14 protein-coding genes are annotated in these 15,767 nt (G+C 36.8%); 12 read left to right on the forward strand and 2 right to left on the reverse strand.

Features of this window, described 5'->3' with window-relative positions:
- Positions 1-29 precede the first annotated feature (29 nt).
- A complete protein-coding gene (locus K345_RS0115355) occupies positions 30-1,166 on the reverse strand; it encodes a fused response regulator/phosphatase (RefSeq protein ID WP_028974926.1) in 1,137 nt (378 codons plus the stop codon).
- Between the two features lie 288 nt (positions 1,167-1,454).
- Between K345_RS0115355 and K345_RS0115360 the strand changes: the two genes are divergently transcribed.
- The 4 genes from K345_RS0115360 (at position 1,455) to K345_RS0115375 (ending at position 8,167) form a co-directional block, all read left to right on the forward strand.
- Positions 1,455-2,894 (forward strand): LamG-like jellyroll fold domain-containing protein, encoded by a 1,440-nt coding sequence (locus K345_RS0115360; RefSeq protein ID WP_028974927.1) that lies wholly within the window; start codon positions 1,455-1,457, stop codon positions 2,892-2,894.
- A 19-nt stretch (positions 2,895-2,913) separates the two neighbouring features.
- Complete coding sequence (locus K345_RS0115365) at positions 2,914-4,347, forward strand: LamG-like jellyroll fold domain-containing protein (protein WP_028974928.1); 1,434 nt, start codon at positions 2,914-2,916, stop codon at positions 4,345-4,347.
- Positions 4,348-4,558: 211 nt separating this feature from the next.
- Positions 4,559-7,099, forward strand: a complete 2,541-nt coding sequence (locus K345_RS0115370; RefSeq protein ID WP_028974929.1) for a ribonucleoside-diphosphate reductase subunit alpha — start codon at positions 4,559-4,561, stop codon at positions 7,097-7,099.
- Between the two features lie 21 nt (positions 7,100-7,120).
- The gene (locus tag K345_RS0115375; protein WP_028974930.1) at positions 7,121-8,167 is read left to right on the forward strand and encodes a ribonucleotide-diphosphate reductase subunit beta; all 1,047 of its coding nucleotides are present in this window, start codon (positions 7,121-7,123) and stop codon (positions 8,165-8,167) included.
- A gap of 88 nt (positions 8,168-8,255) precedes the next feature.
- Here the strand turns inward: K345_RS0115375 and K345_RS0115380 are convergent, their stop codons facing one another.
- Positions 8,256-8,609: a DUF1304 domain-containing protein gene (locus tag K345_RS0115380; protein ID WP_028974931.1), complete on the reverse strand. Its 354-nt coding sequence runs from the start codon at positions 8,607-8,609 to the stop codon at positions 8,256-8,258.
- 168 nt (positions 8,610-8,777) lie between these two features.
- Here K345_RS0115380 and K345_RS0115385 point away from each other — a divergent pair, with 168 nt between their 5' ends.
- From K345_RS0115385 to K345_RS0115420, 8 genes are all read left to right on the forward strand, one after another.
- On the forward strand, positions 8,778-9,536 hold the full coding sequence (locus tag K345_RS0115385; RefSeq protein WP_028974932.1) for a DUF2314 domain-containing protein: 759 nt from the start codon (positions 8,778-8,780) through the stop codon (positions 9,534-9,536).
- Between the two features lie 86 nt (positions 9,537-9,622).
- Entirely contained in the window at positions 9,623-10,360 is a 738-nt protein-coding gene (locus tag K345_RS0115390; RefSeq protein ID WP_037572786.1) for a DUF2314 domain-containing protein, read from the forward strand.
- 50 nt (positions 10,361-10,410) lie between these two features.
- Entirely contained in the window at positions 10,411-12,903 is a 2,493-nt protein-coding gene (locus K345_RS0115395) for a TonB-dependent receptor plug domain-containing protein (RefSeq protein WP_028974934.1), read from the forward strand.
- A 17-nt stretch (positions 12,904-12,920) separates the two neighbouring features.
- Entirely contained in the window at positions 12,921-13,754 is an 834-nt protein-coding gene (locus K345_RS0115400) for a hypothetical protein (RefSeq protein WP_028974935.1), read from the forward strand.
- Complete coding sequence (locus tag K345_RS0115405) at positions 13,755-14,387, forward strand: MotA/TolQ/ExbB proton channel family protein (RefSeq protein WP_028974936.1); 633 nt, start codon at positions 13,755-13,757, stop codon at positions 14,385-14,387.
- Positions 14,377-14,772: an ExbD/TolR family protein gene (locus K345_RS0115410; protein ID WP_028974937.1), complete on the forward strand. Its 396-nt coding sequence runs from the start codon at positions 14,377-14,379 to the stop codon at positions 14,770-14,772. The genes K345_RS0115405 and K345_RS0115410 overlap by 11 nt, the downstream gene beginning before the upstream one ends.
- Positions 14,769-15,173: an ExbD/TolR family protein gene (locus K345_RS0115415; protein ID WP_053228368.1), complete on the forward strand. Its 405-nt coding sequence runs from the start codon at positions 14,769-14,771 to the stop codon at positions 15,171-15,173. The genes K345_RS0115410 and K345_RS0115415 overlap by 4 nt, the downstream gene beginning before the upstream one ends.
- Positions 15,151-15,765 (forward strand): energy transducer TonB, encoded by a 615-nt coding sequence (locus K345_RS0115420; RefSeq protein ID WP_053228369.1) that lies wholly within the window; start codon positions 15,151-15,153, stop codon positions 15,763-15,765. The genes K345_RS0115415 and K345_RS0115420 overlap by 23 nt, the downstream gene beginning before the upstream one ends.
- Positions 15,766-15,767: the final 2 nt, after the last annotated feature.

A 15,767-nucleotide genomic window follows, 5' to 3' on the forward strand; every position in this document is an offset into this window, starting at 1 on the left:
AAAAATTAGGCTTTTCTTTCGTAAAGTCACTACAAAACCTCAATAGTCATGAGAGTCATATCATCACGAAACTCATTGTGTTCCATATTCTTCTGAATTTCATTCATAATAGCTTCATCGAAATCCTTTCGTTGCTCATGATTAAGAATGATGTCCCTTAAAGAATAGCCATAGTTATCGATTTCAGAGATACCATCTGTGTATAATAGGATTCTATCTCCTTGCTTAATATCTTCGCAATAATTGGTATATTCAATGTCTTTACTGAAGCCAAGAGCAGTACCAAAGGCTTCAACAAACTTTATATCTTTGTCACGAATAATAGCTGGAGGTACATGTCCTCCGTTAGCTGTCCATAGTTTGTTATTCTGTAAGTCCACACGGCAAATGCAAAGGGTGACAATAAGGGAATCAATACTCTCTAGTTCTTTACATATTCGTTTATTCAGCCAACTTAGTAGATGACTGGGGGTGATACTGTCATTGACGAGATTACTGAATGTGGAATCATGAAGAATTGTTTTAAGAATAAAAGTAATAAATGCAGCCTTAACTCCATGGCCGGCAACATCCGCTATAATGGTTAGATAATTATCATCGTTAATTCTTATAACATCGTAGAAATCTCCCCCACAGGCCAATTGGGGTTTATAATTGACACTAAAGGATAGTTTATTACTATGAGGAATATTGAGAGTTAGGAATTTATCCTGAAGTAATCCAGCCCATTTTAACTCTTCATCAAGCATTGCCAGGTATTTTTTATTATTGGTTCTTAGTTGATGGATTTCCCAGGCCTTCTCTACTTGCCTGATAAGATCCTCTTCATCCCAGGGTTTGAGAATAAAAGAAAAAATACCCGTTCGAATGGATTTTACTATATCCTCCATATCCGTATAGGCTGTAATTAGGATGGGGACTATGTTTGGATTAAGTTCTTTGACTTTTCCAATTAACTCATTACCCTTAAGTCCGGGCATCTTTTGGTCTGATATGAGAATGGATACATTTAACCCATTTTCTCTTATATAGTTAAGAGCTTCCTCTGGGCTATCAAAGGTGTTTATTTCCATATCCTGTGATTTGGTAAAAGTAGCTAATTCTCTCTTAAGGGCACGAAGTACCGGGGCTTCATCATCAACTAGTATAATTTCCGTCTTACTCATCCTCATTCTCCAGCCACTTCATGAATGTATTATTAAATATACTCCTAACGTTAATGCTCCACTAATAAATATGCAAGTTTTTGTTAGGTATAAGAATGGAAAAGAGGATGCCTAGTTATTAATATCCCAAAAACGAGTCCTGTCTTTACTTAATTGGTTAATATTTGATGATAAAGCGAAGCTACTGTCTAGTTTCAATTTTAATTTTCTATCGAAAAATATCACCCTTTCCGGGTGATGTTTTTGTTCTTCTTCTTCCTTAATCTAATGATTAAAAAGGAGTATTATATGAAACAATTTTTTTGGATTGTACTATGCTTTGGGCTGCTAGGATCTTGTTCTATGGATTTATCTGAAAAAAAAGGAGAGCAAGATCAGGATGATTCTCGGTCCTTGATTTCTTTAGGAAAGGGCTTGGTTTTGGAATATCTGTTTGAAGGAGATCTAACCGATACCAGTGGTAATGACAATATTGGGGTCCTTAAGAATGATTATTATATAAGCTACAAAGAAGGCCTTGATGGGGAATCTTTAGGAATTGATGATCCTAATTCTTATACACGTCCCTATGTGTATATTGAGGATTCAAAATCGTTACATAGTTTGAGTGACTCAGATTATAGTGTGGCATTTTGGTATTACTATACTAATACAACCTACAATAATTTAAGTGATAAAAGCTTAGCTTTTAGTGTACTAGATTCCTCAGGTGGACATATGGGGGATTATCCTATTTCTGGACGTAGTATTGCTGAAATTATGTTAATAACAACTTCATCTAGTAATTTGAAAGCGAATATTTCATTAAACATTGACGATGATAATTACATCTATTTTGATGTTACAGACACTGTTTCCCGTTATCAATGGCACCTACTTGTTATGACCGTGGACTGGGATAATACAGAAGGGGTCAAGTTCTACATTGATGGAGAACTCTCAAAGAAGACCGCCGATCCTACATCCCTTGACCCTACATTTCCTGATATAGTTGATTTTACCATTGGTGGAAATAGAGCATGGAGTGTTGATAGTGCTCCTGTGATGTATGACAGCTATCGAATCTATAACAGATTGCTTACTTCCGATGAGATTGAAGATCTATTCGATTATGAAACAGATGGTTCTTATGTCTTGGAAGATAATAATTTTATGTATACTAATTATGATTCCTCCTCTTCAACTTATTATTTTCCAGATCATAGTGGGAATGCTGATCTATTGGTTAATGGTTATGCTGAGATGTCTGGTTATGGAGTTTTAGATTTTGGACCGGATGATACGGCAAATCTTTATTGTGAAGATGAATATAGTTTGGATATCAATAGAGAAGACTTCGATATAATTCTAAATCTCATAACTACTCAAAATGATTCAGCAGTTCTTATAGACAAATTATATGATGGATATGGATATCAAATCTCCCTTGAAGGAGGAATTCCTACTATCTCAATGGCGAGTCGAGGAACTGTTATTGATTATACTGCAACATCCTTAAATTCTCCTTTAAATGATGGAGAATCTCATGAAATAAAATACAAAGTGGCCAGACGAAGTTCTAATGGTCTCCAACTTTATATTGATGATGTGCTTGTGGAATCCTTTGATGCCAGCGATTTTTATCGTAAAAGTCTGTCTTCAGATGCTGTTTTTCATTGTGGTACAAATATTAATGAAGAAAAACAATATGTTGGATCTTTAACTGATCTAATAATGCTTGTGTACTAGGAATCCAAGGAGTCGTACTATGAAAAAATTATGTATTATATTAATAGGTTTAAGCGTCATTCTAAGTTGTTCCCTTAATGACCTCCATGTCAAAATTGATAATAAAACAGAAGATTCAAGATCCATTACCTCCTTGGGAAGAGGGCTTGTGTTGGAATATCTCTTTGATGGAAATGTTGAAGACACTAGTGGAAATATGAACCATGGTGAGATTCGTAGTGAGTCTTATGTTGAGTTTGCTGGTGGTGTTGATGACCAATCACTGATGATCAATGATGAAAGTGATTACGTGAGACCCTATGTCTATATTGAAGATTCTGAATCTCTGCATGGCTTGTCTGAATCAGACCTAAGTATAGCTTATTGGTTTAAAAGTACCTCCCGAGAAAATAGAACTTCTGGTAAGAGCATTGCTTTTAACATAGCTGATTCTTCTCAGGGGCATTTAGGAGATATGCCAATTACAGGGAATCAATTATTACAAATTATGCATTTCATAGATTACAGAGGTAATATCACTACAGAATGGCTAATAAGCATTCCAGGAGCTAAGGCTAATGCCTTTGTTAATTCCAAGAACAATTTATCTAGATACCAATGGCATCTATTTGTCTTTACTGTTGAATGGGGTGATACAGAAGGAATGAAACTCTATATTGATGGAGAACTTAGTTCAAAAACAGATGATCCTACTAATGCCCTAGCTCCTTTTCCCGATATTGTGGATTACAACATTGGTGGAGACAGTGTATGGCAGGCTTATAATGATGTAGTTGGATATGATAATTTCCGTTTATATAACAGGGCCTTGACTTCTGATGAAGTTGAAGAATTGTATGAATATGAAACGAATGATCCTTATGTTCTTATAGACGAGAATTTTTATTTCTCTGATTATAAATCAGGTAAGTATTTTTATGCTAATAATAATCAGGATGTCGTGTTATGGGCTAATACTTATCCTTCTGGATCTACGAATGGCAATGTTCTGTTAGGGGGAGACTCTAATGTCTATCTCTATGGAGATTCAGAATATGATTTGGATATTGGCAAAGAAGACTTTGATATCATCCTTAATCTAAGAACCTCCATGGAAGGACAATCAGTACTTCTTGATAAGATGGACGGTTCCTCAGGGTATAAAATATCCTTAAATAATGGGATTCCCACTCTAACCCTTGCCAGTCGTGGTAATGAGATAAGTTACACTCCAGAATTTGTTACAACCTTACTGAATGATGGGGCATATCATGAATTGTCCTATAATTATCTGCGCAAGGATTCAGAAGGACTTTGCCTTTATATTGATGGTGAATTAGTAGAAAGCTTTGATGGATCTGATTTTTATCGAAAAAGCTTATCCTCTGATTCCGTCATTCATATTGGTACGGATGTGGAACATACTCTATATTATTCTGGTTATGCAGAAGATTTGGTTATCATTACTTATTGATGAGTTTACAGTTCTTCAATAACCATTATAAGAATTATTTGGATCCGTTGTGAATTTAGTAGCGGATCCTAAAGACTTAAGGACTAGTAGATTTGTTTTCCTGAATTCTATGGCAAAGCACTTTTATAGGATTACATATCAGTAAAAAATACTAATAGTGTCTTGAAACACTATATATAGTGTGATATCTCTATTGTCCGGGGGAATTACAATGTATATAGTAAAACGTGATGGTTCTAAACAGGAATATTTCCAAGTAAAAATTGGGGATGCGCTCACTAAAGCCTTTCATAGTGCGGATTTAGAGCCATCTTCGAGTCAATTGAAACAGTTGTTAACAGATATTGAAACATCATTATTTCAAGACCAGAAATCAAAACAACTTATCACAGTTGAACAGATACAGGATATGGTAGAACAAAAGCTAATGGCAGAAGGCTTTTATCAAGTAGCCAAAAACTACATACTATACCGGGATCAACATAATAAGAGACGAGAAGATCGGAATGCTCTTATGATGTTGATCCCTGAGTGTCCCAATGGAAATGATCCTTTATTGACTTTGTTATTAGATATTCAAAATACCTATTCAGAGGACGTTTATCACCTGGGTCATCTATTACATAAGTATCAGGCCTTTTATAAGCCTGATCTTAACCGTGATAAAGCCCTTGAATTATTGGTAAGAGCTGCATTAGAGTTGACTGTTCAGGAAGCTCCCCAATGGGAATACATTGCTTCTCATTTGGCTTACTTAAGATTTCAGGAAAATCTGCAACCTTATCTAAAAGAACAAAATATAGCAAACTTTTATGACAAAATAGCATGGTTAACAGATAAAGGTCTCTATGGGGATTACATCCTTCAGAATTATACTAGGGAAGATGTTGAGTATTTTAGCCAAGTAATGGTTGAAGAGCGCAATCGTCTTTTGACCTATAGTTCTTTGGATATCTTATTAAAACGATACTTGATCATTGATTGGCAGGGAAGGGTAATAGAAACTCCCCAAGAGCTTTTCATGGGAATTGCTATGCATCTTTGTATGAATGAGCAACAGGATAGACGGGAATGGGTTATTAAAACATATGATATTTTGAGTAAGCTTCAAGTGACCATGGCAACACCTACTTTATCTAATGCTCGTAAACCTTTTCATCAGTTATCTTCCTGTTTTATCGATACTGTACCTGATTCTCTTGATGGGATATACCGTAGTATCAATAGTTTTGCTCAAGTCTCGAAATTCGGTGGAGGTATGGGGCTCTACTTTGGCAAGGTTCGAGCCGTAGGTTCTCCCATAAGAGGTTTTAAAGGGGCTGCAGGTGGTGTCCTTCGTTGGATAAAACTGGCTAACGATACAGCCGTAGCTGTAGACCAATTGGGCGTACGCCAAGGTGCTGTTGCTGTTTATTTGGATCTTTGGCATAAGGATATTCCTGAATTTCTCCAATTAAGAACTAATAATGGGGATGATAGAATGAAAGCTCATGATGTTTTCCCTGCTCTCTGTGTTCCTGATTACTTTTGGGAACAGGTTAATAAAGGGTTAGAGGGAGAATGGCAGCTTATGTGTCCCCATGAAATCCAGCAGTCTAAAGGTTATCATTTGGAAGATTTCTGGGGAGAGGAATGGACAAAGCGTTATAAGGAATGTCTGGAAGACGATACTATCGATAAAAGAAGTATTCCCATCAAAGATCTGGTCCGAATGATTATCAAATCTGCAGTTGAAACGGGAACTCCTTTTATTTTTAACAGGGATCATGTAAACCGAATGAATCCTAATCCTCATAAGGGAATGATCTATTGTTCCAATTTATGTACAGAAATTGCTCAGAATATGAGTGCTGTTCAGTCTCAGTCTCTCACATACACAGAAGAAGGTGATACAGTTGTCATTGAAAAGACATTACCAGGTGATTTTGTGGTGTGTAATTTGGCTTCTCTCGTATTAGGCAATATTGATACCAATAAGTCAGGTGAACTGGAAGAGATTGTCAATAGGATTGTTCGGGTTCTTGATAATGTCATTGATCTTAACTTTTATCCCGTAACCTATGCCCAAATCACGAATAAGCGTTATCGGTCCATAGGCTTAGGGGTTAATGGATATCATCATGGGTTGGCTAAAAACAAAATATCCTGGGAAAGCAAAGACCACCTGGAATGGGCAGATCAAATATTTGAACGTATTAATTATGCCGCGATCCAGGCTAGTAGTGATCTGGCTAAAGAAAAAGGAAGTTACGCCTATTTTGATGGTTCTGATTGGGCAAAGGGAGATTACTTCGACAAACGACGATATAACAGTCCTAGCTGGGTAAAGCTTCAGGAAAAAGTAGCTCAACAAGGAATGCGTAATGCCTATTTATTGGCTGTAGCCCCTACTAGTTCTACTTCCATAGTAGCTGGTACAACAGCAGGTATAGATCCCATAATGAATAAATACTACCTGGAAGAGAAGAAGGGGATGACTGTTCCACGAGTGGCTCCTGACTTAAATCCTTCTACCTTCTGGCTATATAAAAATGCTCATAATATTGACCAGGACTGGTCTATTAAGGCTGCTGGTATTCGTCAGCGGCATATTGACCAATCCCAGTCCCTTAATATGTATATCACCACAGATTTTAGTTTGCGTCAGGTTCTTAACCTGTATTTAGAAGCATGGAAGCAGGGCATTAAGACAATCTATTATATACGTTCCAAATCACTGGAAGTGGATGATTGCGACAGTTGTTCCGCATAAATACTAAAAAGGAGAAGAGATATGTCAGAAATATTACAAAGAAAACCCTTATTCAATGATAAAGGTGATTCCGAAATCGGTAAGAGACGAATCATAGGGGGGAATACAACGAATTTAAATGATTTTAACAATCTAAAATATTCATGGGTTTCCCAATGGTATCGTCATAGTATGAATAACTTTTGGATTCCAGAAGAAATAAATTTGCAGAACGATGTGAAAGAATATAGACAACTCAGTGTTGATGAGAAAACTGCTTACGATAAAATTCTCTCCTTTCTTGTTTTTCTGGATAGCATACAAACGGCCAATCTGCCAGCTTTAGGTGAGTTCATCACAGCTAATGAAATCAATCTCTGTTTGACTATACATGCTTTTCAGGAAGCTATTCATTCTCAGAGTTACAGTTATATGCTGGATACTATTTGTTCTCCTGAGGAACGAAACAATATCCTCTATCAGTGGCGGGATGATGATAGACTTCTGCAAAGGAATCGTTTCATAGGTGATCTCTATAACCAGTTTCAGGAAAATCCTAGTCCAGAGAATCTTGTAAGAACAGCTGTTGCTAACTACATCCTGGAAGGTATTTATTTCTATTCAGGATTTATGTTCTTCTATAACCTGGAACGCAATGGGAAGATGAGCGGTTCTGTACAGGAGATTCGCTATATTAATAGGGATGAAAACACACATCTTTTGTTATTCCGATCTATTCTTCAAGAACTAAAGAATGAAATGCCCCATTTGTTTACACCTGAACTGCAAGAAGAATACAGACAGATGATTAAGGACGGTGTGGAACAAGAAATCGAATGGGGCAAATATGTAATCGGTAATCGAATACCTGGACTCACAGAGCAGATGATTACAGATTATATCCATTATCTGGGGAACCTAAGATGTAGAGGTTTAGGCTTGGCTATTTTATATCCTGGTGAAGAAAAAGAACCTGAATCCATGCAGTGGATAAGTCAATACAGTAATCCAAACATGGTGAAAACGGATTTTTTTGAAGCTAAACCTACAGCCTATTCTAAATCCAGTGCCTTAGTTGATGACCTATAAAAAAGATTTTCTATTGAAAAGGGTACCATAAATAAAACCAAACGATTTGGCGATTACTAATCGTTTGGTTTCTAAGGCGTGCATAACTTTAAACTCCCAGTTGTAATAAAACAATGGCAATAAAAGCAGGTAAGGACTGTACCAATAAAATCTTTTTCTTAACAGTAATTCCTCCCACTATACCAGCAATGAATATACAAAGAGAAAAGAACATAGCTGTCAAAACATCTTCATATCTTAAGGAATAGAGTATCCCCGCTGCTAGAAAAAAATTGTAGAAACCTTGATTAATGGCATTTACCTTGGTCAACTGTGCATGATCCTCATTCATATTAAACATCTTTAACCCAATAGGTTTGGTCCAAAGAAAGACTTCAGCTACAAAGATAAATAGGTGAATGATTGCTAGTATAAACAATACAAATATAGCGATATATCCCATTATGTTATTTGCTCCTTTATTCGAATGTAAGAAATATCACCTATAATAACAATTATTTCTGCTAAGGGGTAGAAAAATACCCCTTCTGATACCCTATTACCCCCCAAAGGGTAATAGGGATGAACTCCGTTTCTTCTTATTCTGGATTAGCAGAAGAGGAGAATTACTATGAGTGAGATTTTAGAGCTTGCCGTTAAAAGAGCTCAACATACTTTTAAAATATTTGTTCGAGAATTGTCTTGGGAAAGGCGTCGAATTCATAAAACACATGAATTGGCTATTGTCCGGTTAGACTTAAAGACAAACAGGGGAGGAACTTCTCCAAAAGTAGAATCTGTATGGGTAGATAATTTTCAATTCGATGGACGTCTCATTCATGGGAACTTGATATATGAACCTCGCTTTTTAAAAAACAAGAGTAAAGATCAAAGTGTTTTGGCCACAATTGATCAGGTGTCAGATTGGATGTTTGTTTCAAAAGGAAAAGTTTATGGAGGTTTTACAATTCAAGGGGCTCGTCAGGGTATGCCTTTATTAGAACGGGAAAAACATGACAAAAAGTGGAATCTGGATTTTGGTAATCCCTATGAGCCACGACTCTCTTATCTGGATTACCAAATAGATGATGATTTAAATCAAATAGAACAGCCTTTCGGTCGTAAGATTGCTCAAAATTTTAGTAATTATCTGTCTCAGTCCAGGGAACTCTTTCAATATACAGATAGAGCTGGAAACACCATTCTTCATATGGAAGCTTTGGCCGGAAATTCCCGGATAGTAGAAACTTTATTGAATTATGGAGCAGACAGCACCGCATTAAATAAGTATGGACAGACTGTTATGGATATGGCAGAGATTTTCCAGTGGACTAAGGTGATTGATATCCTCAAAAAAAGAAAAGGGTTAACTTCTTTTATTGCTGTTTAGAGCATTATTACGGGAAATCACCCTTTTTGGGTGATTCTAAAAGTTTACCAGTATCTATACTTGTGTCCTATTAAGGAGATGCTGTGATGGATTTACTATCAGAATTAGATCATAGTGCCTATCATCAGGCACAGAAAACATTTAAAATTTTCGTAAGAGAGTTATCATGGGAAAGGCGAAGGATCATTAAAACTCTAGATTTAGCTATTGTAAAAATATCCCTCAGAACATACAAGTCCGGTTCTTTTCCAGCTTATGAGTACTTGTGGGTGAAGGATTTTTACTTTGATGGGGAAAACGTACAGGGGACACTATTAAATGATCCCAAATGGGCTAAAAATTATGAACGAGGACAGAAAGTTTTCACACAATTAAGTCAGGTATCTGATTGGATGTTTGCCACCAATGGTAAAGCCTATGGCGGGTTTTCTATACAAAATACAAGAAAAAGAATGACCCAGGCAGAGCGATCAAAACATGATCGTGCCTGGCATCTTGATTTTGGAGACCCAACAGAACCTAAACTATCCTATATAGATCATTCTAGTGAAGAAGATTTGTTATGTAATGAACATCCCATGTGTCGGGACATGGGAAAAAATTTTAAAGAGTACCTATCCCGTTCAAAAGATTTGTTAAACTATAAAGATAGGGTAGGGAATTCTTTGCTTCATATTGAAGCTTTAGCTGGAAATGGATTGATAGTTAAAACACTAAAAGAACATGGGGCTAATATTCATCTTCAAAATAATTTTGGCCAAAGACCCCTAGATATGGCTAGAATATTTGATTGGCATAATGTCATTGAAGTTCTTGAAAATTGAAAAAGGAATTCTTTCTATTCATATTTATAATTTAAGTAAAGGAATAGATAGTGAAAAAAGTAATTTTAATCAATGTTCTGTTGTTCTTCTCCCTGACAATAATGTGGGCAGAGGATGTTCTGGTAAGTGTTACTGACCGCGATCTAAATATTCCTCTTGAAGGCGCTCAACTTCAAATTATAGGTCAAGAAGAACTCTTTTATACCAATTCAGAGGGGGAAGTTACCTTACAACTATCAGATGAAACACAAAGGCTAGTACTTAATATCTCCTATCCGGGTTATGAAAGTCTTCGTTTACCCTTATCCAAGGGGGATGCTGTTATAAAAGCAGAATTAGTATTGCAGGGGATTATTCAAGGAGAGGAACTAGTTGTAGAGGGAGAGAGAAAAGGAAAAAGTGATGAGGAAGTGGGCGTTTCTGTCGTTGTTGATAAAGAAGCCTTTCAGACTACAGCCAATATTGGTATCGTCGAAGATGTCATGAATACCATAAAAACTCTCCCGGGTGTTGGTTATACCTCCAGTTGGAATGCCCGCCCTTCTATACGGGGAGGATATCCTGATGAGATGGCCGCTACTCTAGATGGTTTTTATGTAACTTACCCCTTTCACTGGGGAGGGGCAGTATCCATATTTAATCCTAATATGGTCAGTTCTGCTAAGCTATCTAATGGTGTTTATTCTGCTCGTTATGGACGTGCTATGTCTGGTTTATTGGAAGTAGCTACTCTGTCACCATCAGATCCTGAAACGAGAATTGATATATCTCAATCCACAATTTCAACAGATATTTTTATTCAAACTCCTCTAGGAGGATCGGGAGGTCTTTTTACTGGTGGGAAGGTAACTTACTTGGATTCTGTAAGATTATTCAACCCTGAATCAACCGAAGATATTCCTACCTTACCCTATATCAGGGATTTTTATACAAAGGCTTTCTTTGATCCCTTAAATAATCTGCATATATATTTTAATGGCTTTTTTGGCAGTGATGGTATTGGTGTTGATACCACCACTGAGAATGATGATTATTCAACGGATATCCTTTTTGATTATGATTATAGTAATGCTTTTATCTCTGGTGGTTTTGATTGGTCCTATAGTGATAAAACGCTTTTTTCCCTCATTGGTGGGTATAACTGGAATTTTATGGATATGACCTTCCGTCTTCGTAACAGGGGGACTATGACATATACAGATGATTTTGTAGATAAATACGGTGTTATATATGGAATTAATTATGGAGATACTTATTCCATTGAGGGATTAGTAGATGAAGGGACCCGTCATCTTGACACTCAACAGTCCCAGATCAAAATTCAAGGAGAACATCTCATCGGCGATGGGCATGTTCTAACAGCAGGTCTGGAAAATATTATCATAACCAATGCACAAGAATCGGATATAAATCTATGGACTCTTAAAGATGGTGGGGGAAGCTTGTCTCTCGAGGAAGTCCAGTATGCTGTCAGTATTGATGGGAATCATAGCTTGAATACAGCTGGTTACCTAATCTGGGAATCAGGGAATGATCAGTCTGACTTAAATAGTGAATTAGGTTTGCGTACAGAATACTTTGCCCTTTGGAATGATGATTATGATATGAAAGCGAGACCTTCTTTAAATCCTAGAGGGACTCTGACTTATCAATGGATCAAAGGTAAGGATCGATTAGATAATGTTAGTTTTTCTATTGGATCTGGATTGTTTTCTACCTTTCCTATGTCTGGACAATTACTTGAGGAAGAATATGACAGTAAAGATTGGCAGATTCCTCCTGACACAGCTTTATTTAATGTCCTGGGTACTAATATTGAATGGGATGACATATGGAAGTTTAAATTAGAGAGTTATTATAAGTATTACTTGAATAGACTGGTACTCACAAGTGATGATGCCTCAGGGGCTACGGAGTATTATTACAATACTGATGGGTCAGGGCATGCTGCAGGTTTTGATTTAATGCTCCAAAAAAAGTTCAGCCGTAAATGGGATGGATACCTAAGCTATTCGTTTATCTGGTCTCGTTTCTATAATCCTTCTAACACTGGTACTGATACAGAAGAGGTTCTGCTTCCTTCTGGCGAATCTTTAGATCGCTGGTATTTTCCCTATTATCACCGATATCACAATTTCAATGTGGTCTTTAATTGGCATTTTAAACCTGGTTGGACTTTTACTACCATAGGTCAGGTGGCTTCAGGAGACCCCAGAGCTGCTGTGGGACAGGTAACTTCCTATCCTGTAAGCTATGATGGACAAACGATTCAACGTTATGGCCGTACAAGTACTTATTCAGATTCTCAGCGAAATGGGATATCAGCTCCAGTGGATATAAGATTGAGCTACTCCTATTATAAACCCCGCTCAAAAGTGAATTGGGAGTGGTATATCGCTATGGAGGATATATTAGCTAATCTCTATCAGCCTAGTGGTAATACAACATACAATGCTATTACAGGTGAAGAAGACAAGGGGACAGGGGCAGACTTCAATATTGGTATTCCTATTCCTTCTTTTGGATTAAAAATTAGTTATTAGGATAAAGGAAAATTAAAGTGACAAAAACACACATACCATTCGTTATAATATTGGGTGTAGTAACACTGCTAGTTGCTTGTCAATCAGATGATTACACAAACAAATGGCAACATCCCCAGGGAAAGCAAAGTCTTAATCTGGTTGTTGATGCTGATCATAAAGCACAATTGGAATTAGCCGTGCCTTTTGAAGCTATTATTCAAGGTGAAGCTTTTAAAGAGAATGAGGATAACTGGATCTTCTACATTGATAACATGAAGTTACTTTTCAGTTGGCGACAAGGCTGGACGGATGCCCTATTGAATATGGAGGGAGTCTTAAAGCTTGTCAAAGAAGATACTGGATATTGGACGTTGAATGTTGTGGAGGAACCCTTATTACGGGGAGTTGCTGAAGCTCAGGTTCGCCTAAAAAGGGATAGATATTATGGTGATCAGGCAAGAGATATTGTGACACGTAGGTTCAACCGGGTACAGGCATTGGTTTCTGTACTCCCGGATCAGTTCTTAGATTCTTATTATGTGTACAATGATAAGAAAAAAGGTTACTACTCCTCTGTGTTTTTCAAGGATCTTGAAAAATTTCTCTTTCCTGAACTTCATGGTTATTTAGAGGATTATCCCAAACCAGATTCACAATTAAGTCCGGGAGAACGGTATATACATAAGGAGGAGTTCAAATGGGACGGTGCCTATACACAAAAGTATTTTCCAGAGATCTTCTGGGACATTAGGAATTCGGGAACTCTCTATCGTGATTATGAAGAAGGATATGCTCTTATCTTTCTCTTTGCTCGATGGGATAGCTTATGGAATACAGATATCCCTCAGATTTTATTACAGGAGTTATAGATGTCAAATAGTTGGAATCTGATGCAGTATTTTGATATGGGCGGTATTTTTATGTGGCCGCTCCTTGTTTTTTCGATTTTTACGGTTGGTATCTTTCTAGAGAGATTCATTTATCTGACTATACATGAATTAAATCCAAACAAGATACGAAATCACCTATTGGATCTATCTTATTCGAGAAGCATTGATGAGGCCAAAAGGTACTTGGATCAGCTTAAATCACGGAATATTTCTGGAAGAATCCTGAAAGAAGTATTCAAAAATGCACCCTATGGTGAACACAGAATGGAAAAAGCTGTAGAAGCTGAAGGTCAAGAACAAGTCCGTAAGCTTGAAAATGGATTTAATTTCTTGTCTGCTTTAACCTCTATTGCACCCCTCACTGGATTCCTGGGAACCGTGTCTGGAATGATAGGAGCGTTTCGTTCCATAGCTGAAGCTTCAGAGGTTAATGCACAATTAGTGGCTAATGGTATATATGAAGCTCTCATGACTACCGTTTTTGGTCTCATTATCGCCATTATCGCTTTAGTCGGCTATAATCTGTTAGCTCATCGAGTGGATACCTTTACAGCAGAAATCAATAAATTATCCAGTGATATTATAGGAATCTTATCTACCAATGAGGATTAAAAATACTGATCCCATGGGAGCTTTGAATGACCTTAGCTTCCTACTCATCATCTATTTTCTTGTGATCGCCGGGTTCAATACTAATTATGGATTTTTATTGGATTTACCTTCCAAGAATAAAACCATGGTTGTCCAAAAAGATGATTTGATTAAACTTACATTGGACGGACAGGGCCAACTTTACTATAAAAAAGAGCCGCTTACCCAGGAAAAAATAAAAAGTGTTGTAGAAGAAAATCTAAAAGTTCATCCTAATATGACACTCTTCCTGTCTATATCACCTGATGTCCCCTATCAATATTTTGTTGATTCTATAAGTCTCATAAGAGAGTTGAATGTAGAGAATTTTTCTTTTAAAACAGAAGGACCCAGGAAGACAGAATGATCAATATTCATAGTAAGAGACAAAGCCCTACACCCCCCTTATCTGCCATGTCTGATATAGGTTTCTTATTACTTATATTTATCATGCTTATTTCTCTCATTAATTATCGTAAAGAAGCCAAAGTGGAATATCCTGAAGCGCATAATGCAGAAAAAACAGAGGCTCTACATGAAATAGAAATATGGATTGAACAAAATGGTGCTATTCAAATAGACGGTCAGTATATGTCTGATAGGGAAGTAGAAAACTTTATTGTAGATACTTTTCTGGCTCAAAGGGATACACGCATTCATATCATAGCTGATAGAAACACTCCCTATAGAAATGTAGATCATATAAACAGGATTCTCCAGAACCTTCAATACAGGATCGTAAGTTATGATGTCAAAGAACAGCTTTAAACTATTAAGATGGAGCATCCTTCTTATCGTTGGTGGCCTACATGTTCTCTTATTGGTTTTTCTCCAAATTCAAACAAATAATACTCAGGAAGAAGACTATCAGGATGCAAATGTTATGAAGCTTGTAGATATTCACGAATATGAACCTCCTCAGGAAGAAGTCCTTCCTCCTCCACCTGTAGAAAAAAAGATTATCAATGAAAATCCAGAAACTAGTGAGCAAGTTGTGGCTATAGAAGATAAGTTGGAGGTCGTTGATACTCCAATAAAAACTTCCACAAGAGAGGAAGTGCATTATCTACCGCAACATAAAATATCAAAAGTACCTATTATTCCCCTGGAAAAGGTTCTTAGTCGCATTGTATATCCTCCCATGGCTTTGCGCCAGGAGATAGAAGATATTGTGTATTTGGAATTATATATAGATCAGAAAGGAGTTATTCGGAGAATTGATATATTAAAAGATCCGGGACATGGTTTTGCTGAATCTGCTATTAAAGCTTTTCAAGGGATTCAATGTATCCCAGCAGAAGCTAATGGTAAAACAGTTCCTGTACGATACCGGTATCCTATTCGTTTTACATTAAAATAGTG

It is taken from the genome of Spirochaeta cellobiosiphila DSM 17781 (assembly GCF_000426705.1).
Taxonomy (GTDB): domain Bacteria; phylum Spirochaetota; class Spirochaetia; order DSM-17781; family DSM-17781; genus Spirochaeta_E; species Spirochaeta_E cellobiosiphila.